This is a genomic window from Mycobacterium stomatepiae, from assembly GCF_010731715.1.
Lineage (GTDB): Bacteria > Actinomycetota > Actinomycetes > Mycobacteriales > Mycobacteriaceae > Mycobacterium > Mycobacterium stomatepiae.
The window spans coordinates 5,921,475-5,941,361 of sequence record NZ_AP022587.1; the positions used below are offsets into that span (position 1 = coordinate 5,921,475).

The 19,887-nt window shown below is 67.6% G+C and carries 16 protein-coding genes and 1 pseudogene; 11 read left to right on the forward strand and 6 right to left on the reverse strand.

Going from position 1 to position 19,887, the window contains the following annotated elements:
* Positions 1-112: 112 nt before the first annotated feature.
* Positions 113-313: pseudogene (locus tag G6N54_RS31785) on the forward strand (hypothetical protein); the annotation flags it as partial.
* Between the two features lie 39 nt (positions 314-352).
* Positions 353-1,372, forward strand: a complete 1,020-nt coding sequence (locus G6N54_RS28030) for an esterase-like activity of phytase family protein (RefSeq protein ID WP_232073064.1) — start codon at positions 353-355, stop codon at positions 1,370-1,372.
* Here the strand turns inward: G6N54_RS28030 and G6N54_RS28035 are convergent.
* Both G6N54_RS28035 and G6N54_RS28040 read right to left on the reverse strand, forming a co-directional pair.
* The gene (locus tag G6N54_RS28035; protein ID WP_163793919.1) at positions 1,331-3,946 is read right to left on the reverse strand and encodes an ATP-binding cassette domain-containing protein; all 2,616 of its coding nucleotides are present in this window, start codon (positions 3,944-3,946) and stop codon (positions 1,331-1,333) included. The genes G6N54_RS28030 and G6N54_RS28035 overlap by 42 nt on opposite strands.
* A gap of 53 nt (positions 3,947-3,999) precedes the next feature.
* Complete coding sequence (locus tag G6N54_RS28040; protein WP_163793921.1) at positions 4,000-4,476, reverse strand: MarR family winged helix-turn-helix transcriptional regulator; 477 nt, start codon at positions 4,474-4,476, stop codon at positions 4,000-4,002.
* Between the two features lie 99 nt (positions 4,477-4,575).
* Between G6N54_RS28040 and G6N54_RS28045 the strand changes: the two genes are divergently transcribed.
* The 4 genes from G6N54_RS28045 to G6N54_RS28060 are packed head-to-tail and all read left to right on the forward strand — an operon-like array spanning position 4,576 to position 9,770.
* Complete coding sequence (locus G6N54_RS28045; RefSeq protein WP_197939557.1) at positions 4,576-6,648, forward strand: ABC transporter ATP-binding protein; 2,073 nt, start codon at positions 4,576-4,578, stop codon at positions 6,646-6,648.
* Positions 6,645-7,505, forward strand: a complete 861-nt coding sequence (locus G6N54_RS28050) for an energy-coupling factor transporter transmembrane component T family protein (protein ID WP_163793924.1) — start codon at positions 6,645-6,647, stop codon at positions 7,503-7,505. Before G6N54_RS28045 ends, G6N54_RS28050 begins: the two co-directional genes overlap by 4 nt.
* Before the next feature lie 26 nt (positions 7,506-7,531).
* On the forward strand, positions 7,532-7,984 hold the full coding sequence (locus G6N54_RS28055; RefSeq protein ID WP_163793926.1) for an SRPBCC family protein: 453 nt from the start codon (positions 7,532-7,534) through the stop codon (positions 7,982-7,984).
* Positions 7,977-9,770 carry a sulfatase-like hydrolase/transferase gene (locus G6N54_RS28060; protein ID WP_163793928.1) on the forward strand — a complete coding sequence of 598 codons (1,794 nt, stop codon included), beginning with the start codon at positions 7,977-7,979 and terminating at the stop codon, positions 9,768-9,770. The genes G6N54_RS28055 and G6N54_RS28060 overlap by 8 nt, the downstream gene beginning before the upstream one ends.
* Before the next feature lie 92 nt (positions 9,771-9,862).
* Here the strand turns inward: G6N54_RS28060 and G6N54_RS28065 are convergent, their stop codons facing one another.
* Entirely contained in the window at positions 9,863-10,309 is a 447-nt protein-coding gene (locus tag G6N54_RS28065; protein WP_163793930.1) for an Lrp/AsnC family transcriptional regulator, read from the reverse strand.
* Positions 10,310-10,431: 122 nt separating this feature from the next.
* Between G6N54_RS28065 and ddaH the strand changes: the two genes are divergently transcribed.
* The 3 genes from ddaH to G6N54_RS28080 are packed head-to-tail and all read left to right on the forward strand — an operon-like array spanning position 10,432 to position 13,931.
* Positions 10,432-11,307: a dimethylargininase gene (gene ddaH, locus G6N54_RS28070; protein ID WP_163793932.1), complete on the forward strand. Its 876-nt coding sequence runs from the start codon at positions 10,432-10,434 to the stop codon at positions 11,305-11,307.
* On the forward strand, positions 11,304-12,536 hold the full coding sequence (rocD, locus tag G6N54_RS28075; protein ID WP_163793934.1) for an ornithine--oxo-acid transaminase: 1,233 nt from the start codon (positions 11,304-11,306) through the stop codon (positions 12,534-12,536). Before ddaH ends, rocD begins: the two co-directional genes overlap by 4 nt.
* Positions 12,537-12,563: 27 nt before the next feature.
* Complete coding sequence (locus G6N54_RS28080; RefSeq protein WP_163793936.1) at positions 12,564-13,931, forward strand: APC family permease; 1,368 nt, start codon at positions 12,564-12,566, stop codon at positions 13,929-13,931.
* Here G6N54_RS28080 and G6N54_RS28085 read toward each other — a convergent pair.
* Genes G6N54_RS28085 through G6N54_RS28095 form a run of 3 tightly spaced genes read right to left on the reverse strand, consistent with a single transcriptional unit; the run spans position 13,928 to position 16,933 of the window.
* Positions 13,928-15,247, reverse strand: coding sequence for an ABC transporter substrate-binding protein (locus G6N54_RS28085; RefSeq protein ID WP_163793938.1), 1,320 nt, complete (start codon positions 15,245-15,247; stop codon positions 13,928-13,930). The genes G6N54_RS28080 and G6N54_RS28085 overlap by 4 nt on opposite strands.
* Entirely contained in the window at positions 15,244-16,068 is an 825-nt protein-coding gene (locus tag G6N54_RS28090; RefSeq protein ID WP_163793941.1) for a carbohydrate ABC transporter permease, read from the reverse strand. The genes G6N54_RS28085 and G6N54_RS28090 overlap by 4 nt, the downstream gene beginning before the upstream one ends.
* Entirely contained in the window at positions 16,055-16,933 is an 879-nt protein-coding gene (locus G6N54_RS28095) for a carbohydrate ABC transporter permease (RefSeq protein WP_163793944.1), read from the reverse strand. Before G6N54_RS28095 ends, G6N54_RS28090 begins: the two co-directional genes overlap by 14 nt.
* 59 nt (positions 16,934-16,992) lie before the next feature.
* Here G6N54_RS28095 and G6N54_RS28100 point away from each other — a divergent pair, with 59 nt between their 5' ends.
* Entirely contained in the window at positions 16,993-18,510 is a 1,518-nt protein-coding gene (locus tag G6N54_RS28100; protein ID WP_163793946.1) for a TldD/PmbA family protein, read from the forward strand.
* Entirely contained in the window at positions 18,507-19,880 is a 1,374-nt protein-coding gene (locus tag G6N54_RS28105) for a metallopeptidase TldD-related protein (protein WP_163793948.1), read from the forward strand. The genes G6N54_RS28100 and G6N54_RS28105 overlap by 4 nt, the downstream gene beginning before the upstream one ends.
* Positions 19,881-19,887: the final 7 nt, after the last annotated feature.

Genomic DNA, 19,887 nt, shown 5'->3' on the forward strand with positions numbered 1-19,887 from the left:
CGCCGCCAGATGCGATTAGATGACGTCATGTTCCGGACCGACAGTCCGTCCAGGACCCGACGCTCGACGTCGGGCACACCCATCCCGATGTGAGCGGGGGCTGGCTGCGTGCGGCGCGGTCGGGCTGCTGATCGCCGGCGGCCTGACCGCTCGCTACACGCGCAAACCGGCGTGGTGGGCCGCGACTCGGCAGCTGATGTTCGGTGAGATCGCCGTCGCCTGCTGGGGCTGTTCGTGGCGGCGGTCATTTGATGCCGGTCCGGTTGCTCGCATTGTGTGGGTTGTGTCTTGCCTGGTTGCTGTCCGGTTGTGACACGGCGCGCCCTCGGCTCCGCCGAACACGCCGTGGCCGGTGCTGGCCTATCTCGGTCAGGTGCAGGTCCCGTTCGGCGCCACCTTCGCCGACACGGTGATCGGCAGCTTGTCCGCGATCAGCTACGACCCGGGACGCCAGCTCTACTACGTGATCAGCGATGACCGCTCGGAGAGGAACCCGGCCCGGTTCTACACGGTGCAATTGTCGTTGTCGGACAAGGGAATTGACGGGGTGACATTCACCGGTACCCACCCGCTGCTGGAGCAGTCGGGTCAGCCTTTTCCGCCGCTGGCGCTCAGCGCCACGCCGCCGGTCGTTGCTCCCGACCCGGAGGGCATCGCCTTCGACCGCGGCCGGCAACGGTTGTATTGGAGTTCGGAAGGTGAGCGGCTGACCGAGGGCCCGGTGCGGCTGGACCCGTGGGTCAGGACGGCGGGACTCGACGGCGCCTATTTCGGCCAGTTCGCCTTGCCGTCGAATCTGGCCGTGTCGGCGCAGCAGACCGGACCGCGGCGCAACCGGGCGCTCGAGGGCGTGACGTTGACGCCCGACGGCCGATCGGTGTTCGCCTCAATGGAGGATCCGGGTTACAACGACGGGTCCGAGACCGGCGACGGTCACCAGGTGCTGACCCGGTTCACCAAATTTGACATCGCCAGCGGAATGCCGGTCGCGCAGTACGCCTATCCGATGGAGCCGCCCACGCCGCCGGCCGAGGAAAACGGTGTCTCGGATCTGGTCGCGCTGACGGATACGACGTTCCTGGTGATCGAGCGGACCGATTCCATGCCGCAGACCGTCCGTGTCTATCGAGCTGAAATCGCTTCTGCCACAGATATATTGGATATGCCGTCGATGACGGACGTCGCGCTGACGCCAATGGTCAAATCGTTGGCAGTCGACATGACCACGACCCCGGGCCTGTCGTTGCTGGGCAACGTCGAAGGCGTCACGCTGGGACCGAAATTTGTCGATGGACGTCAATCGGTGGTGTTTGTCAGCGACAACAACTTCTCACCGCGGGGGATCACTCAGTTCCTGCTGTTCGCGATGTAGCGGCCGCGGGTGGATTTCACCTGCGGGCGGCCGAAGCCGGTACCGGGCAAACCCGGCCCACAGCGCGCCGAAGCCGGCGAGCACGAGCACGTCGAATATCCACCAGCCCGCATAGTGCGCCCACACCAGGATGTCGGCGGCCTGCGCGTCGACCCGGTGCAGGTCGACGGTCGAGGCGGATGCCGCGAAACCCCACTGTGCCGGGACGAACCACGAGATCTGGTCGTAGCCCCAGGTGCCCACCAGCGTGATCAGGCCGCCGGCGAACAGCGCTGAGGCCAGGATCACCGGCACGGCCAGTGGCAGAACTTCGCGCAACGACTTGCCCAGCGTGGAGAGCGCCAGACCCACGATCGCCGAGACGACGGCCGTCAGCGCCACGCTGACATATAGCTCGAGGGTGGCGTTCTGCAGCAAGACGGCGCCGCGCACCGGCCCTCCCTTCTGGGCGATCACGATGGCGAACACGATCGCGGTCAGGGCGGCCGCGGCCACGCTGGAGAAGACGATCTTGGCCGCCAGATACGCCGACGTCGAGAGCCCGACGGCCTGCTCGCGCCGGAAGACGCGCCGCTCGCCCACCAGTTCGCGAATGGTCAGCGCGGTGCCCAGCAGCACGGCGGCGATGTTCAGCGCGGCCAGGATCTCGACGGCTTCATGCGGGTTGCGGCTCGTCGCGTCGGGGCGACCCAGGCCGGAGTCGCCGGGAATCAGCAGCGTCAAGCCTGCCAACGCGAACGGCAGCGCCACCAAGAACACGGTGTAGAGCGGGTCGGCGAGGAGCAGCCGCGCTTGCCGCCGCGCCACCAACCAGGCCTGCCGGGTCCGGGTGGGCGTTGGCGGCAGCGGCCAGGGTGCGGCGACCTCGGGCGGTTCCGTCGGAGCCTGTGCCTGTTGCCGCCCGGAATACGCGCGGTGGGCGCCGTCGGGGTCGGCACTTATCTTTTCGATGGCTTCGGACCAGTCGGCGGTGCCCAGATCGGACTCGATCTGGGCGGGCGCTCCGGCGAACGCCGTGGTCCCGGCGGCCGTAAGCAGCAGAACCTGGTCGCAGATGGTGAGACGGGCCGGCGATGTGGTGGCCACCACGACAACGCAGCCGAGGTCGGCCTGACGTCGCAGCACCGTCATCACGTGAGCTTCCTGCGCCGGATCCAGTCCGATGCCCGGCTCGTCGACCACCAGCAGGCTTGGTCGGGTGATCAGTTCGATCGCCACCGACGCGCATCGCCGCAGTTCCGGCGAGAGCTTGCCGATCCGGGTGGTGCGGTGCGGCGTCAGGTCCAGCTCGTCGAGCACCTGGTCGACTACCCGGTCGCGGTGCTCGCGGGGGGTGTCCGGCGGCAGTCGCAGCTCGGCGGTGTAGCTCAGGGCGCGTTCGATACTCAGCCGCCGGTGAATTCGTTCGCCGCGCCCGACGATCCCGATGCGGGTGCACATGGACTCGGGTTCGGCGTACACGTCGTGGCTGTCGACGGTGACCTGCCCGGTGCTGGGCGTCCGGGTGCCGGCGAGCATCCCCAGCAGCGCCGAATTGCGGGCGGCCGACGGACCGGTGACCGCGGTCAGCGTGCCCGGACGCGCCGTGAACGACACGTCCGCGAGCAGTTCGTGTCCGTCGGCGCGCAGGCCCAGCCGGTAGGCGTTGACGCCGACCGTGCGGGCGCCGGCCCCGAGCGGCAACCGATAGGTCGTGTTCGGCTCTTCGGCGGGGAACGCCGTGGTGGCCGTGGCCGTGGCCGGGCCGCTTGCGCGCAGCTTTCGCGTCGCGCCGGTCACCCGCTCGATCAGGCCGGGGCCTTTCGGCTGCTCCTCCGAAACGACGGACTGCTCTGCCGGTGGCGCGGGCGATTGCGCTTGCGGCGATGAGTAAGACGGTGGCGGCGGCGCGACCGGAGGCGGCATTGGGGATGGCGGCAGCGGTGGCCGTTGCATCGGTGGTGGCCCGATCGGCGCCGCCGGCGGTAGTGGCGTTGGCGGTAGTGGCGTCGGCGGGACGGTGCGCTCGACCGTCGGCTCTCGCGATGGCGCGATCCGCATGCGCTGGGTTTCCCGCTGCGTCGGGATCTGCGGCGGGGGCTGGTTCGGCGCAGGAGGCGGCGGCTGGTGCGGCGGCATCGGCGGCCGCTGCGGCATCGGGGGCGGCATTGGCAGCGGTGGTCCGGAAGGCGGGGGTGGCTGCACGGGCGGCGGATGAGGCGCGCGCCGCGGAGGACCCGGCGGAGGACCCGGCGGCGCGGGCGGCGCGCCAAGCCGGAAAACCAGTCGTGGCCCGTGTTGCGGATCCCCAAGCGCAATCGTCTGGCCGTCACGGATGTCGACCGTCGGAACCCGGGCCCCGTCGACGAAGATGCCGTGGCGACTTCTATCGATGGCAACCCAGCGTGTTCCGGCAAAGCGAAGCAGCAGATCCGGCTGCGGAATCGGCGGCGGCGGCGCGGCGAAGCCCAGGCGGTCCAGCGGGATGTCGCACCAGTCCCCATAGGCGACGATCACGTCGCGGCCCGGGGCGAAGACATACCTCGTCGAGCCGACGAAGACGGTGAGCGGTGAGGCCGGGAACGCGGAAGCCACTGACTAAGTGTCTACCCGCCGGCGGACATCCACCGACAAGAGGCGGGGGCCGGTCACAGTGTGTTGCGCCGCGGTGTCGCCGCGGCGTTGTCGAGCAGCCGCCGCAACACCTGGACTGCCTCGGTGAGCACCTCGCGGTCTGCCGGCTCGAGCATCGCCAACTGCGGTTCGATCGCGGCGGCGCGGTCGGCTCGAACCGCGTTCAGGGTGCGCCGCCCTTCGGCCGTGATGCGGATCCGTACCGCGCGGGCATCGCCCGGGTCGACGGTTCGGCTAACCAGGCCGGCGTCCTCGAGTCGGCGCACCTGGGTGGTCATCGTGGGTTGCGAACAGTGGTCGACGGCGGCGAGGTCGCCGATGCGCGCTTCTCCGTGAGCCTCGACAGTCGCAAGCAGTCTGGCCTGTGCCGACGGCAGTGGCATCTGGATGCGTTGCGTCGCCAGTCGGTTCAGCCGCGCGACCACAGCGAGCAGATCCGCGCCCAGCCCCTGCTGAAGTGTGGTGTTTGCGGTGTCGACGACGTTGTCCATATGTCCATGCTTGCATAGCTTTGCTATGCGAGACCAACCGCCGCCACCTCCACCCCGAAGAACGGCACGACCCAGCAACGAACCGTTAACTCACGGCGCATGGATAGTAGGCCTGGCACAATCGAGAAAGTGACCGCGCGCCCGCTTCGGCACAGTCCGAGTGGACCGCTGCAGCCGAACGAATTAGCTCAGGCTGCGGTGATGGGGGCGCTCTGCTCAGTGACCGCCATCATCGCCGCGGTCATTCCGTTCGCTCAGGGCCTGGGCGTGCTCGGCGCCGTGCCGATGGGGTTGCTCGCCTACCGCTTCCGTCCCCGGGTGCTGATCGCCTCGGCCGTCGCCGCGACGATCATCGCCTTCTTGATCTCCGGAATGGGCAGTTCCGCGATGGTCGTCGACGCCGCCTGGGTCGGCGGGATATGTGGAATCGTCAAACGCAAGGGCCGCGGCGTGCCCACGGTCATCGCCGCGTCCCTGGTCGCCGGATTCCTCTGGGGCGCGGCCTGGGTCGGGGTGTTCGCTGTACTAACTCGGTTGCGGCAGTTGATCTTTGGGGTGCTGACCGCGAACGTCAACGGTGTCGCCGCATTTCTGCGCTGGGTACATCTGCCGCGGGTCGGTGAGACTCTGCAGCACTGGGTCGCCGAGGGGCTGCGGTACTGGCCGTGGTTGGTGCTGCCGTATCTGGTTTTCGTGGTCGTGCTGGTGACGTTGATCGGGTGGTCGGTGTTGTCGCGTCTGCTGGAGCGGATGGGCGACATCCCCGATGTGCACAAATTGGATCCACCCGACGTCGACGTGCCCGAGGACGCCGGTATCGGTCCGGTGCCGGTGCGGCTGGACCGGGTGCGGTTCCGCTATCCCAACGCCGCCAAAGACGCCCTGCGCGAGGTCAGCCTCGAAGTCCGGGGCGCCGAACACGTCGCGATCACCGGTGCCAACGGCTCCGGCAAGACGACGCTGATGCTGATCCTGGCCGGTCGCAAACCCACATCGGGAATCGTGCACCGGCCCGGCGCAGTGGGTTTGGGCGAGCTGGGCGGCACCGCGCTGGTCTTGCAGCACCCGAAGAGTCAAGTGCTGGGCACCCGGGTCGCCGACGACGTGGTGTGGGGCTTGCCCCCCGAGGCCAAGGTCGACGTCAGCCGGTTGCTGCGCGAGGTCGGGCTCGACGAAGTCGCCGAAAGCGACACCTCGAGTTTGTCCGGCGGGCAGCTGCAGCGTCTGGCCCTGGCCGCCGCACTCGCCCGCGGGCCCACACTGCTGATTGCCGACGAGGTCACCTCGATGATCGATCAGAAGGGTCGCGACGCGCTGCTGAGCGTGATGTCGGGCCTCGCCGAGCGGCACCAGACTGCCCTGGTGCACATAACCCACTTCGACGACGAGGCCGCGTCCGCGGACCGCACGATCAATCTCAGCGAATCTTCGGACAACACCGCCGCGGTCGGGATCGCCGACGCGCCGGTGCCCAGTCCCGCGGCACCGCAGCGGCACGACGCGGGAGCGATCGAACTGATCGGCGTCGGGCACGAATATGCCAGTGGCACACCGTGGGCCAAGACCGCGCTGCGCGACATCAACTTTGTCGCCGAGCAGGGCGACGGTGTCTTGATCCACGGCGACAACGGGTCGGGCAAGTCAACGCTGGGGTGGATCATGGCCGGGTTGACCACCCCGACCACCGGTTCCTGCCTGATCGACGGCGAGCCCACCCACGAACATGTCGGCGTGGTGGCGTTGGCATTCCAGTCGGCCCGACTGCAATTGATGCGCAGCCACGTCAACCTGGAAGTGGCTTCGGCGGCCGGCTTTTCGCATCGCGACGAAGACCGCGTGGCCGCGGCACTGGGTTTGGTCGGGCTCCAGCCCGCGTTGGCCGCACGGCGCATCGATCAGCTCAGCGGTGGCCAGATGCGCCGCGTGGTACTGGCCGGACTGTTGGCGCGTTCACCGCGCGCGCTGATTCTCGACGAGCCGTTGGCCGGATTGGACGTCGCCAGCCAGCGCGGCTTGCTGACGCTGCTCGACCGCTCGCGTCGTGAGCAGGGTCTGACGTTGGTGGTCATTTCGCACGACAGCGTCGGCCTGGAAGGGATCTGCCCGCGCACCTTGCATTTACGCGACGGTGTGCTGGAAACGGTGCCGACCACGACAGAGGGTGTGGCATGAGCGAGACCGCCCCACCGGCCGCCGACAAGGGCCGGGCCAAATCCCCTCGGCGTCCGGTGGTGCTGTTGGTTCCGGTGCCCGGGAACACCGTCATGCACAAGTTGTGGGCCGGCACCAAGCTCTTGGTTGTCGTCGGCACCGCGGTGCTGCTGACCTTCTATCCGGGTTGGGTGACCATCGGGCTGCTCGGGGGTCTGACGGTGGCCGCGGTGTGGTTGGCTCACATTCCGCGCGGTGCCCTGCCTACGGTGCCACGCTGGCTGTGGTTGGTGATGGGGCTGGGCTTTGTGACCGCCGCGCTGTCCGGCGGCAGTCCGATGATTTGGGTGGGCGGGCTTCATGTCGCGCTGGGCGGATCGTTGCACTTCCTGCGGATGACCGCGCTGACCATCCTGCTGATCACGCTCGGGGCGATTGTTTCCTGGACGACCAACGTCGCCGAAATCGGGCCCGCACTAGCAACTTTGGGGCGCCCGTTCAAGATCTTCCGCATCCCGGTCGACGAATGGGCGGTGGCGTTGGCGCTCGCGTTGCGTGCCTTTCCGATGTTGATCGAGGAATTCCAGGTGCTCTACGCGGCCCGCCGATTACGGCCCAGGGACGCACCGCGCACCCGCAAGGCTCGGCGCAAGCAGCAGGGCCGTGAGCTGATCGACCTGTTGGCGACGGCCATGGTCGTGACGTTGCGGCGCGCCGACGAGATGGGCGACGCGATTACCGCGCGAGGCGGGGCGGGTCAGCTCGCCGCGTCACCGGCACGGCCGAAAACGGCGGACTGGGTGACACTGGGCCTATTTGTCGCGGCGGGCGCCGCCTCGGTGGCGCTCGAGACGATGCTGCATCTCAGCCCGCTGTAACGAGGCTCTTCCCGTAGCGTAAGCGCGTGGCCGACATCCAGCGCACTCGTATCATTGCGGCTTGCGTGCAAGAAGTCTGGGATGTGCTGGCCGACTTCGGCGCCATCAGTGTGTGGGCCGGCAACGTCGACCACTCATGTATCCTGTTTTCGGGTCCCGACGGAGCGCCCGTCGGCACGACGCGGCGCGTCCAAGTCAAACGCGACACCCTCGTCGAGTGCATCACCGAGTTCGACCCGCCGCGTGCGCTCGCCTACGACATCGAAGGTCTGCCCCGGCTGCTGCGCCGGGTGGCCAATCGCTGGACGCTCGAGGCCAGTTCAGGCGACGCGACCGCGGTGACACTGACCAGCACGGTCGAAATCGGGCCTCGCGCACCTCAACGGCTCGCCGAACGCGTGGTCTGTCGCGTCGCGGTACGACAATCCGACTCGATGCTTGCCGGGCTCGCGAACCGATTGGAGAATGCTCGTGTCTGATCGCCCCGACATCGTCATCCTGATGACCGACGAGGAACGTGCGGTGCCGCCCTACGAGACGCCCGGCGTGCTCGCCTGGCGTGATCGAATACTGCGGGGGCGCAAGTGGTTCGACGATAACGGCGTCAGCTTCGGCCGCCACTACACGGGCTCGCTGGCCTGCGTGCCCAGCCGTCCGACCATCTTCACCGGGCAATACCCGGACTTGCACGGTGTCACCCAGACCGACGGCATCGGGAAGACGGCCGACGATTCCCGGATGCGCTGGCTTCGCCGCGGCGAGGTGCCCACCCTAGGCAACTGGTTCCGCGCGGCGGGATACGACACGCACTACGACGGCAAGTGGCACATCTCGCACGCGGATCTCACCGATCCCGACACCGGCCGTTCGCTGGCAACCAACAATGACGACGGCGTCGTCGACCCGGTCGCGGTGCAGCGCTATCTCGACGCGGATCCGCTTGGGCCGTATGGCTTTTCCGGATGGGTTGGCCCGGAGCCGCACGGGGCGCTGTTGGGCAATGCCGGCATTCGCCGCGATCCGCTGATCGCCGATCGTGTCGTCGCCTGGCTCACCGACCGCTACGCCCGCCGTCGCGCCGGCGACCCCGGCGCGCGGCGTCCGTTCCTGTTGGTGGCCAGCTTCGTCAATCCGCACGACATCGTGCTGTTCCCGCTGTGGTCGCGCCGCGGTCCGGTCAAGCCGTCGCCGCTGGACCCGCCTCCGGTCGCCCCGGCGCCCACTGCCGACGAAGACCTGTCGACCAAGCCGGCCGCGCAAATCGCCTTCCGCGAGGCCTACTACTCGGGCTACGGCCCGGCGCCCGCGATCGACCGGACCTACCAGCGCGGCGCGCAGCGCTACCGCGATCTGTACTACCGCCTGCACGCCGAGGTGGATGGGCCGATCGACCGCGTCCGGCGCGCCGTCACCGAAGGTGGTTCGGAAGACGCGGTTTTGGTGCGCACCGCCGATCATGGCGATCTGCTGGGCGCGCACGGCGGGCTGCATCAGAAATGGTTCAACCTCTACGACGAGGCCACCCGCGTTCCCTTCGTCATCGCCCGCATCGGTGCGCGTACGACGGCGCCCCGGGTGGTCACGGCGCCGACATCGCACGTCGACCTGGTCCCGACGCTGCTGGGAGCCGCAGGTGTCGACGTCGCGAAAGCGGCAGCCACACTGGCCGAGTCGTTCTCGGAGGTGCACGAGCTGCCGGGCCGGGATCTGATGCCGGTCGTCGACGGCGCACCCGCCGACGAGACCCGCGCCGTCTACCTGATGACCCGCGACAACATGCTCGAGGGCGACAGCGGCGCCTCGGGCCTGGCGCGCCGCCTGAAGCAAACCGTCAATCCGCCTGCGCCGCTGCGCATCCGGATACCGGCTCATACCGCGTCGAATTTCGAAGGCCTGGTGGTCCGGGTCGACGATGCGGGCGGTGCCGGGCATCTGTGGAAGCTGGTCCGCACGTTCGACGACCCGGGGACCTGGACCGAACCGGGCGTTCGCCATCTGGCGGCCAATGGCATTGGGGGAGAGGCGTATCGGACGTCTCCGCTGGATGATCAGTGGGAGCTTTACGACCTGACCGCCGACCCGATCGAAGCCGAGAACCGCTGGAGCGATCCGGCGCTGCATGAGCTGCGGCAGCACCTGCGGATGCAGTTGAAGCAGGCCCGGGCGAGTTCGGTGCCGGAACGAAACCAGCCGTGGCCCTACGCGACTCGCCGACCGGCGACCCGGCCCGAGCGTGTTGCGCTATGGCGTCGAGTGTTGCGCTAAGGCGACGTGTATGGCGTCGAGTGTTGCGCTAGGGCGAAAATCGGCCCAGATCTCGCCATGGTGCAACACTCGACGTGAACACTCGCGAGCCGTTAGGTCCGCATTCGGTCGATGAGGTTCGACAGCACGACGATGCTTTCGCTACGCTCGATGTCGGCACTTGAGCGGATGCGTTCGAGTATCGGCTCGAGGTGGCGCATGTCGCGGGCCAGCACATGCAGGATGGCGTCGGACGTGCCGGTCACCGTCGCCGCGCTGACCACCTCGGGCATGTCCACCCAGGCCGCTCGCAACTGATCGGGGGCGATCGTGCCGTGGCAGTACACCTGCACATAGGCTTCGGTGTTCCAGCCGAGCGCATTGCGGTCGACGATAGTGGTGAAACCCCTGACCACACCGCTGTCGATCATCCGGTCGACGCGACGTTTCACCGCGGGTGCCGACAAATTCACCTTCTCGCCGATCTCGGCGAAGGTGGCGCGCGCATGCTCGGTGAGCTCGGTGAGGATGCGTTCGTCGGTGTCGTCCAGGCGGTCCATCGCCTCTCATTTCAGCGTCACGCAATAAATCGTTGCTTTGGGCGCTCTAGCGCAATAAAACGTTCATGGACACGCAAGAATCGGCGTTTGATTGTGTCCATCTGCCAAAATACCCTGGAAATATGACGGATTACTATGTCGACCCGGCGCCGCACGCCGCGCCCGCGGCATGGCATGACGCCGCGCTCCAGCGGACCAGAACAGCTCAGACACGTCGGTATGCGATGACGCCGCCGGCCTATTACGCGGTGGAGTACGCGATCAATCCCTGGATGGACACCGGAATGCCGGTGGACGTCGGTGTCGCACACGCGCAGTGGGAAGCGCTTCGGCAGACCTACTTGGCGCTCGGCCACCGCGTCGACATCGTCGAGCCGGTGCGCGGCCTGCCGGACATGGTCTATGCCGCCAACGGTGGGTTCATCGCCGGCGACGTCGCCATCGTCGCGCGATTCCGTTACGTGGAGCGGGCCGGCGAGGCGGCGGCCTACGGCGAGTGGATGTCGTCGATGGGTTTTGAACCGGTCACCACCCGGTTCATCAACGAGGGCCAGGGCGACCTGCTGATGGTCGGCGAAAAGGTGCTGGCCGGTTACGGCTTTCGCACCGATCGGCGCGCGCATGCCGAGATTTCGGCGGCGCTGCGCATGCCGGTGATCTCGCTCGAACTCGTCGACCCCCGGCTCTATCACCTCGACACCGCGCTCGCCGTACTGGACGATCACACGATCGCGTTCTACCCGCCGGCGTTCAGCGCGGCCGCGCAGGAGCAGCTGCACGTGTTGTTCCCCGACGCTATCGTGGTGGGGAGCGCGGACGCCTACGTACTCGGCCTCAACGTGGTATCCGACGGCCTGCATGTCGTTCTTCCTTCCGCCGCAACGGGTTTCATCGCTCAATTGCGGGAGGTGGGCTTCGATCCCGTCGGCGTCGATCTCTCCGAGCTGCTCAAGGGGGGCGGTTCCGTCAAGTGCTGCACATTGGAGGTGTTTGAATGACGATTCTCGACCACCCGGCGACGTTGGCCCCCAACGACGCGATCGAGTTAGTCGAAACGTATGCAGCGCACAACTATTCGCCGCTGCCGGTGGTGGCGGCCAGCGCCGAGGGCGCCTGGATCACCGACGTCGAGGGTCGGCGCTACCTGGATTGTCTGGCCGCGTACTCGGCGGTCAACTTCGGCCACCGCAACCCCGAGATCACCGCGACAGCCCATGCCCAGCTCGACACCCTGACGCTGGTTAGTCGCGCATTCCACGCCGCGAATCTGGGGCCGTTCTGCGCTGGGCTGGCTCGGCTGTGCGGCAAAGACATGGTGCTGCCGATGAATTCGGGTGCCGAAGCCGTCGAGAGCGGCCTCAAGGTCGCCCGCAAGTGGGGCGCCGACGTCAAGGGCGTGTCCGAGGGCCGCGCGAACATCGTGGTGGCTGAGAACAATTTCCACGGCCGCACGATCAGTATCGTCAGCTTTTCGTCGGACCCGACGGCGCGGGGCGGCTTCGGTCCGTTCACCCCCGGATTCCGCACGGTGCCCTTCGGCGATACCGCGGCGTTGGCCCGCGCGATCGACGAGGACACCGTCGCGGTGCTGCTCGAACCGATCCAGGGTGAGGCGGGCATCAACGTCCCGCCCGACGACTACCTGCCGGCCGTCCGCGCGCTGTGCACGGATTACAACGTGCTGATGATCGCCGACGAAATCCAGTCCGGGCTGGCGCGCACCGGCTACACGTTCGCCTGCGACCGCTGGCGCGTCGTGCCGGACGTCTATCTGCTCGGCAAGGCGCTGGGCGGCGGCGTCGTCCCGCTGTCGGCGGTGGTCGCGGACCGCAACATTCTCGGCGTGCTGCATCCCGGCGAGCACGGCTCGACGTTCGGCGGCAACCCGCTGGCCGCCGCGATCGGCACCACGGTGGTCGCCATGCTGGCGCGGGGCGAATTTCAGGCCCGCTCGGCCGAGCTGGGTGCCCATCTGCATCGGCGGTTGCGCGACTTGATCGGTGACGGCGTGATCGCGGTGCGTGGCTTCGGGTTGTGGGCCGGCGTCGATATCGAGCCGACCCTGGCCACCGGCAAGGAGATCAGCCGGCGCCTGGCCGAGCGTGGCGTGCTGGTGAAAGACACCCACGGCTCGACGCTGCGGTTCGCCTCACCGCTGGTGATTACCGAGCAGGAGATCGACTGGGCCGTCGACCAGTTCGCTCGAGTGTTGCGAGAGGCTGCATAATCAGCTGATCCAGCACTAGGGGGCCATTTGCCAGCCAGCTCGATCAGCCTGAGTCAACAGATGCTGCGGCGGCGCCCGGCGGTCGGCGCACCCGTCGCGCACGGAGCGGCGGGTCACCTCAAGCGTGGGATCGGCACGTTCGAGCTCACCATGATCGGGGTCGGCTCGACGATCGGCACCGGCATTTTCTTCGTGCTGTCGCAGGCGGTGCCGGAATCCGGACCGTCGGTGATCGTCTCCTTCATCATCGCGGGGATCGCGGCCGGGCTCGCCGCCGTCTGCTATGCCGAATTGGCGTCGGCCGTGCCGGTGGCGGCCTGCCTGCTGCTCGAATACGGGGTGGCGACGGCCGCGGTGTCGGTGGGCTGGAGCGGTTACGTCAACAAGTTGCTGCACAACGTATTCGGATTTCAGCTTCCGCGTGCGCTGTCCGCGGCGCCCTGGGATTCCGACCCCGGCTACGTGAATCTGCCGGCGGTCATCCTGATCGCCATGTGCGCGCTGTTGCTGATTCGCGGCGCGAGCGAATCGGCGCGCGTCAACGCGATCATGGTGATGACCAAGCTGGGCGTGCTGGGCATGTTCGTGATCATCGCGTTCACCGCCTTTGACACCAACCAGCTCAAGGACTTCGCCCCCTTCGGCGTTTCGGGCATCGGCGCGGCGGCGGGGACGATCTTCTTTTCGTTCATCGGCCTTGACGCGGTGTCGACGGCGGGCGAGGAGGTCAAGGACCCGCAGAAGACCATGCCGCGCGCACTGATCGCGGCACTCGCGATCGTCACCGCCGTCTACGTCCTCGTCGCGCTCGCCGCGCTCGGCACTCAGCCGTGGCGGGCCTTCGCCGGGCAAGAAGATGCCGGACTGGCCACCATTCTCGACAACGTCACACACCAGGGCTGGGCCAGCACGATTCTGTGTGCGGGCGCGGTGATTTCGATCTTCACCGTCACCCTGATCACGATGTACGGCCAGACCCGGATTTTGTACGCGATGGCCCGCGACGGGCTGCTGTCGTCGCGATTCGCGATGCTCAACACGCGCACGATGACTCCGGTGACGAACACGGTGATCGTGGCGATCGCCACCGCCACGCTGGGCGGCTTCATCCCGCTGGACGAGCTGGCCGACATGGTGTCGATCGGCACGCTGACCGCGTTCATCGTCGTCGCGGTCGGCGTGATCATCCTGCGGGTGCGCGAGCCGGACCTGCCGCGCCCGTTCAAGGTGCCCGGTTACCCTGTCACGCCGGTGCTTTCGGTGCTGGCCTGCGGCTACATCCTGGCCAGCCTGCACTGGTACACGTGGATCGCCTTCAGCGGTTGGATCCTGGTGGCGTTGATCTTCTACTTCGTGTGGGGCCGCCACCACAGCGCGCTCAACGACGCCGATTAGCGCTGCGAGGCGGCATTGGCCGCGGCCTGCGCCTCCCGCAGCGTGGTCGCGACGTCGCCACGGCCGAGGAACATCTCGTCGAAATAGCCTTGCAGGGCGGTATTTCCGGCGGCGAAGCCGGCACCGCCCGGGGCCGGGATGCGTGGGCCGTCGAGGACGGCGAAGAAGGGTGTGACGTCCACGCCGCGTTCCGACCAGTAGTTGAAGTAGACGTGCTGGGCTGAGCGCACCGCGGGGATCGCCGCGCCCTGACTGCCCAGATAGGCATTGCCCTCGTTGCTGCCCATCCAGGCCAGCACCTGACGCACCGCGTCGGGATGCTTGGAGGCCGAATTAGCCGCGGCGGCAATGCCATTGGTGACACTGACCCGGCCCGCGGGTCCGATCGGCAGCATCGCGACTCCCCACCGGAATCGGGCATCGCGCGCGATCGACGCGAGGTTGTAGGTGCCGGACTGAAAGAGCGCCATCCGGCCGGCCAGAAACTGGTTGTGGGAGAAGTCGCCGTTGGTGTTGGTGTCCGACGCCGGGGGTGCGACGTGGTCGTCGTTGATCAGGCCGACCAGGTAGCGGAAGGCGGCGATGGCGCCGGGGTTGTCGAACGCGAACTCGTCGCCGCGCTGGAACACGCCGCCCGCCGAGCCGATGTAGTTGAGGTAGATCGCCTGCGCGTCGTTGGCCGCGTTGTAGCCCCACTGCCGAATTCGGCCAGGGTCGAAACCCGCTGTGCCCGCTCGGTTTCCATTGACGTCGACGGTGAGCCGGGCCGTGACCGGGCGCAGCGTGTCGTCGCCGTTGGGATCCCACCGCAGGCTGTTCAGCTGGGCGGGATCGACGCCGGCGGCCGAAAGCAGCTCCGCGTTGTAGTACACCGCGATGCCGCCGTCGGTCAGCTGCGGCACGCCCCACAACGATCCGCCGCGGGTGAACTGGTCCACCACCGCCGGTTCCCAGTCATCGGTTTTGCTGATGTTCAGGAGCCGGCCGTTGTCGGCATAGGCGGCGAGGTAGGCGTTGGAGAGCCAGAAGATGTCGTCGGCGCCGCCGCCCGCGACGTCGGTGCGCAGCGTGTTGAAATACGTCGAGTACGCCACCAGGTTGATGCGCACCTCGATATCGGGATGTGCGCGGTGGAACGCGGCGAACGACTCCCGGTAGGCGTCGGCGAGCGAGGCATCCCAGATCCGCACCCGCACCACGATCTTGTCGCCGTGCGGTTCGCCGGAATAGTTCAACAGCATGGCGATTGCGGCCAACAGCACCGCGACCAGTCCCAACGCACCGGCGGCCACCGTGGACGAGCGGGGCCGGTTCACTTGACACCCGAGAGGACGATCGAGGCGACGATGTGTCGCTGGGACGCGATGAACAGGAGCACCAGCGGCACGATCGCGAGCGTGGTCGCCGCCATCACCAGCGTCCATTGCGCGTTGAAGCGCGACTGCAGTTCGGCCGTCGCCACGGTGAGCACGCGCCATTTGTGCCCGCTGGTGATCACCAACGGCCACATGAAGTTATTCCATTGCGAGACCACGGTGATCAGCGTCAGCGCCGCGAGCACCGGCCGGCTCGACGGAATCACCACATGGGTGATCACGTCCAACGTGTTGGCGCCGTCGAGGCGCGCGGCGTTGATCAAGTCGTTGGGGATCTGGCGAAAGTGCTCGCGCAGCAAGAAGATCGCGTACGGTGAGCCGAACATGAACGGCAGCACCAATGCCCAGAACGTATTGCGCAGCCCGGCTTGGGCCATCATCAGATACAGCGGTACCACGGTGACCGTGCCGGGCACCATCAACGTCGCGATGTAGACCCAGAACAACACGTCGCGCCCGGCGAAATCCAGGCGCGCAAAGGCGTACGCGGCCAGCACCGAGAAGGTCAGTTGGCCCACCAGGATGACCGCCGTCATCAATGCCGTCACGGCCGCGGCACGCCCGAACCCGGCACCGCCCAGGTCACCGTAGTTAGCCAGCGTGGGTGGGTGCGGCAGTTGCAGCGGTGTGCCCGTCGCGAACTGGTGCGCCGAGGTGAACGAGGTCAGCAGGCCAAGTGCGAAGGGCAGCAACGTGATCAGCGCGCCGACGATCATGCCGGCGTAGAGCAGAGCGGCCGAGACGCGACTAGACGAGGTCATAGGTGATCCGCCGCCGGAAATACAGATGCTGAACGATCGTGACGCCGACCAGGATCACGAAGAGCACTACCGCCATCACCGAGGCGCGGCCGATGGACGCCGAACCGAACGCCTCGGCGTAGATGCGGTGGGCGACCAGGTCGGTGCTGTTGCCCGGCCCGCCGTCGGTCAACGCGTACACGGTGTCGAAAACCTGTGCTGTGCTGACAATCCCGGTGACCAGCACGAAGAACATGGTCGGGCGCAGCATCGGCAGGGTGATGCGCCAGAACCGTTGCCAGGCGTTGGCGCCGTCGGTGCGCGCGGCGGCGTGGATGTCGTTCGGAATGGCCAGCAGGCCGGCCAGGAACGACAGCGAGTTGTAGCCCACGTTCATCCAGACGACGACCGCCGACACCAAGGGCAGCGCGAAGGTCGGATCGGAGAGCCACTCAATGCTGTGCCCGAGCAGGGTCGCGATCGCACCGTCGGTGGGTGCCAGGATCCAGCGCCACAACACGGCGATCGCCAGCGGCGCGCAGATCCACGGCAACACGAACACCGTGCGGAAAAAGCCGGTGCCCGGCAACAGGCGGGCCAGCATCGAGGCGACCGCCAATCCCAGCACGGTCTGCGTCGGGACCACGATCGCCACAAAGATCGCCGTGACGAACAGCGAGTGCCCGAACCCGGTGTCGGTCAGCACCGAGCGCCAGTTGGCCAGGCCCACATAGCGCAGCGGAGCCAGCAGGTCCCACCGGTACAGGCTGAGCCAGATCACCACGAGGATGGGCAGCAGCAAGAAGGTGACGACACCGAACAGGCTGGGCGCCAGCAGCCCATATGCCAGCACGCTGGTTCGCGGCTGACTCCGTGCGGCGGCCATGCAGCTTATTAAAGCGGGCGCTGCAGGGGTTTGGAGTGCACAGTCGTTACGGTGGAGCCGTGACAGCCAATCGGGGGATCGATGCCGACTTCCTCGGCCTGCCGCGACACGAGCTCGCGGAGGCCGCGTTGTCGGCGGCCACGACAGCCGGAGCCAGCTACGCGGACCTGCGAATTCAGCGCATCAACACCGAGATCATCCAGCTGCGCGACGGTGAGCTCGAGACCGCGGTGATCACCCGGGATGTCGGTTTGGCGGTGCGGGTCATCGTCGACGGCACCTGGGGATTCGTCTCGCACGCCGAGTTGGCGCCCTCGGTCGCGGCCGAGACCGCGCGCCGCGCGGTGCACGTGGCCACCACGCTGGCGGCGCTGAACACCGAGCGCGTGGAGCTGGCGCCCGAGCCGGTGTACGCCGACGCCAGCTGGGTGTCGAGTTACCGGATCGACCCGTTCGACGTCCCTGCGGCCGACAAGATCGGCGTGCTCGAGGAGTACTCCGGGCGGCTGCTGAGCTCCGACGGCGTCGACCACGTGTCGGCCGGTCTGACCGCGGTCAAGGAGCAGACGTTCTATGCCGACACCTTCGGGTCGGCGATCACCCAGCAGCGGGTCCGGGTGATGCCGTCGCTGGAGGCGGTGACCGTCGACCCCGAGGCGGGCAGTTTCGACTCGATGCGCACGCTGGCGCCGCCGATGGGGCGCGGCTGGGAGGCGCTGGTCGGCGACGAGGTGTGGAACTGGACCGACGAGCTCGCGCAGCTGCCGGCGCTGCTGGCCGAGAAGGTCAAGTCGCCCAGCGTGATCGCGGGGCCCACGGATCTGGTGATCGATCCGACCAACCTGTGGCTGACCATTCACGAATCCATCGGCCACGCAACCGAATACGACCGCGCGATCGGCTACGAGGCCGCCTATGCTGGTACGTCGTTCGCCACCCCGGACAAACTGGGAACCATGCACTACGGCTCGCCGGTGATGAACGTGACCGCCGACCGGACCGTCGAATTCGGTTTGGCCACCATCGGTTACGACGACGACGGGGTGGCCGCGCAAAGCTGGGACCTGGTGCGCGACGGCATCTTCGTCGGCTACCAACTCGACCGGGTGTTCGCGCCCCGGCTGGGACAACCGCGGTCCAACGGCTGCTCGTATGCCGACTCGCCACACCACGTGCCGATCCAGCGGATGGCCAACGTGTCGCTGCAGCCCGGCTCCGACGGGTTGAGCACCGAGGATCTGATCGGCCGGGTCGAGAATGGCATCTACATCGTCGGCGACAAATCCTGGTCAATCGACATGCAGCGGTACAACTTTCAGTTCACCGGCCAGCGGTTCTTCCGCATCCGCCACGGCCGCATCGACGGCCAGCTGCGCGACGTGGCCTATCGGGCCACCACCACCGACTTCTGGAATTCGATGGAAGCCGTGGGCGGTCCGTCGACGTGGCGGCTGGGCGGGGCGTTCAACTGCGGCAAGGCCCAGCCCGGACAGGTCGCCGCGGTCAGCCACGGCTGCCCGTCGGCGTTGTTCCGCGGTGTCAACGTGCTCAACACCCGGGAGGAGGGCGGTCGATGATCACCCCGCAGCACGTCGTCAACCTCGTCTTGGAGGAGGCGACGAAACTGGGCCGCGCCGACGAGACCATGGTGCTGGTCACCGACAAGGTCGAGGCGACGCTACGGTGGGCCGGCAATTCGATGACCACCAATGGGGTGTCGCACAGCCGCAACATCACGGTCATTTCGATTGTGCGCAAAGGTGATAGCGCTTCGATCGGGACGGTGGTGTCCGCCGAGGTGGACCCGCGGGTCATCCCGGGTCTGGTGGCGGCCTCGCAGGATGCGGCCGCCGCCGCGCCGGAGGCCGGCGATGCCGCACCGCTGCTCGGCGACACCGGGGTGCCCGCCGATTGGGATGCGCCGGTGCCCGGCACCGGGGCCGAGGTGTTCGCCGGGGTGGCGGGCTCGCTGAGCCGCGGATTCGCAGGCACCGACCGGCTGTATGGCTTTGCGCACCACAGTGTTTCGACGACGTTCCTGGCCTCCTCGACGGGGCTGCGCCGCCGCTTCACCCAGCCCGCGGGCGCGGTGGAGATCAACGCCAAGCGCGGCGAGGCCAGCGCCTGGGCCGGCATTGGGACCGCCGATTTCGTTGATGTGCCGACTGATTCGCTGCTCGAGGACCTGTCGCTGCGACTGGGCTGGGCGGAGCGCACCGTGGCGCTGCCGGCGGGTCGGTACGAGACGATCATGCCGCCGTCGACGGTGTCCGACATGATGGTCTACCTGGCCTGGTCGATGGCCGGTCGCGGCGCACAAGAGGGCCGCACCGCGTTCTCGGCGCCCGGCGGCGGAACCCGGGTGGGGGAGCGGCTCACCGATCTGCCGTTGTTGCTGTTCTCCGATCCGCTGGCGCCGGGGCTGGCGTGCACACCGTTCGTGACGGCGAGCAGTTCCACGGAGACCGTGTCGGTATTCGACAACGGCATGGAGATCAGCCAGGTCGACTGGATCCGCGACGGAGTGATCAACGCGCTGGCCTATCCGCGCGCTACCGCCGCCAAATTCGACGCTCCGGTCGCCGTCGCGGCCGACAACCTGGTGATGACCGGCGGGGAGAAAGACCTCGCCGACATGATCGCGGGCACCGAGCACGGCCTGCTGCTGACCACGCTGTGGTACATCCGCGAGGTGGATCCCACCACGTTGTTGCTCACCGGGCTGACCCGCGACGGCGTGTACCTGATCGAGGACGGCGAGGTCACCGCGGCGGTCAACAACTTCCGCTTCAACGAGAGCCCGCTGGATCTGCTGCGACGGGCGACTGAGGCGGGCGTCAGCGAGAAGACCCTGCCGCGGGAGTGGGGTGACTGGGTCACCCGGGCGGCGATGCCGACGCTGCGGATCCCGGATTTCCACATGTCGTCGGTGAGCCAGGCACAGTAGTCGTAAC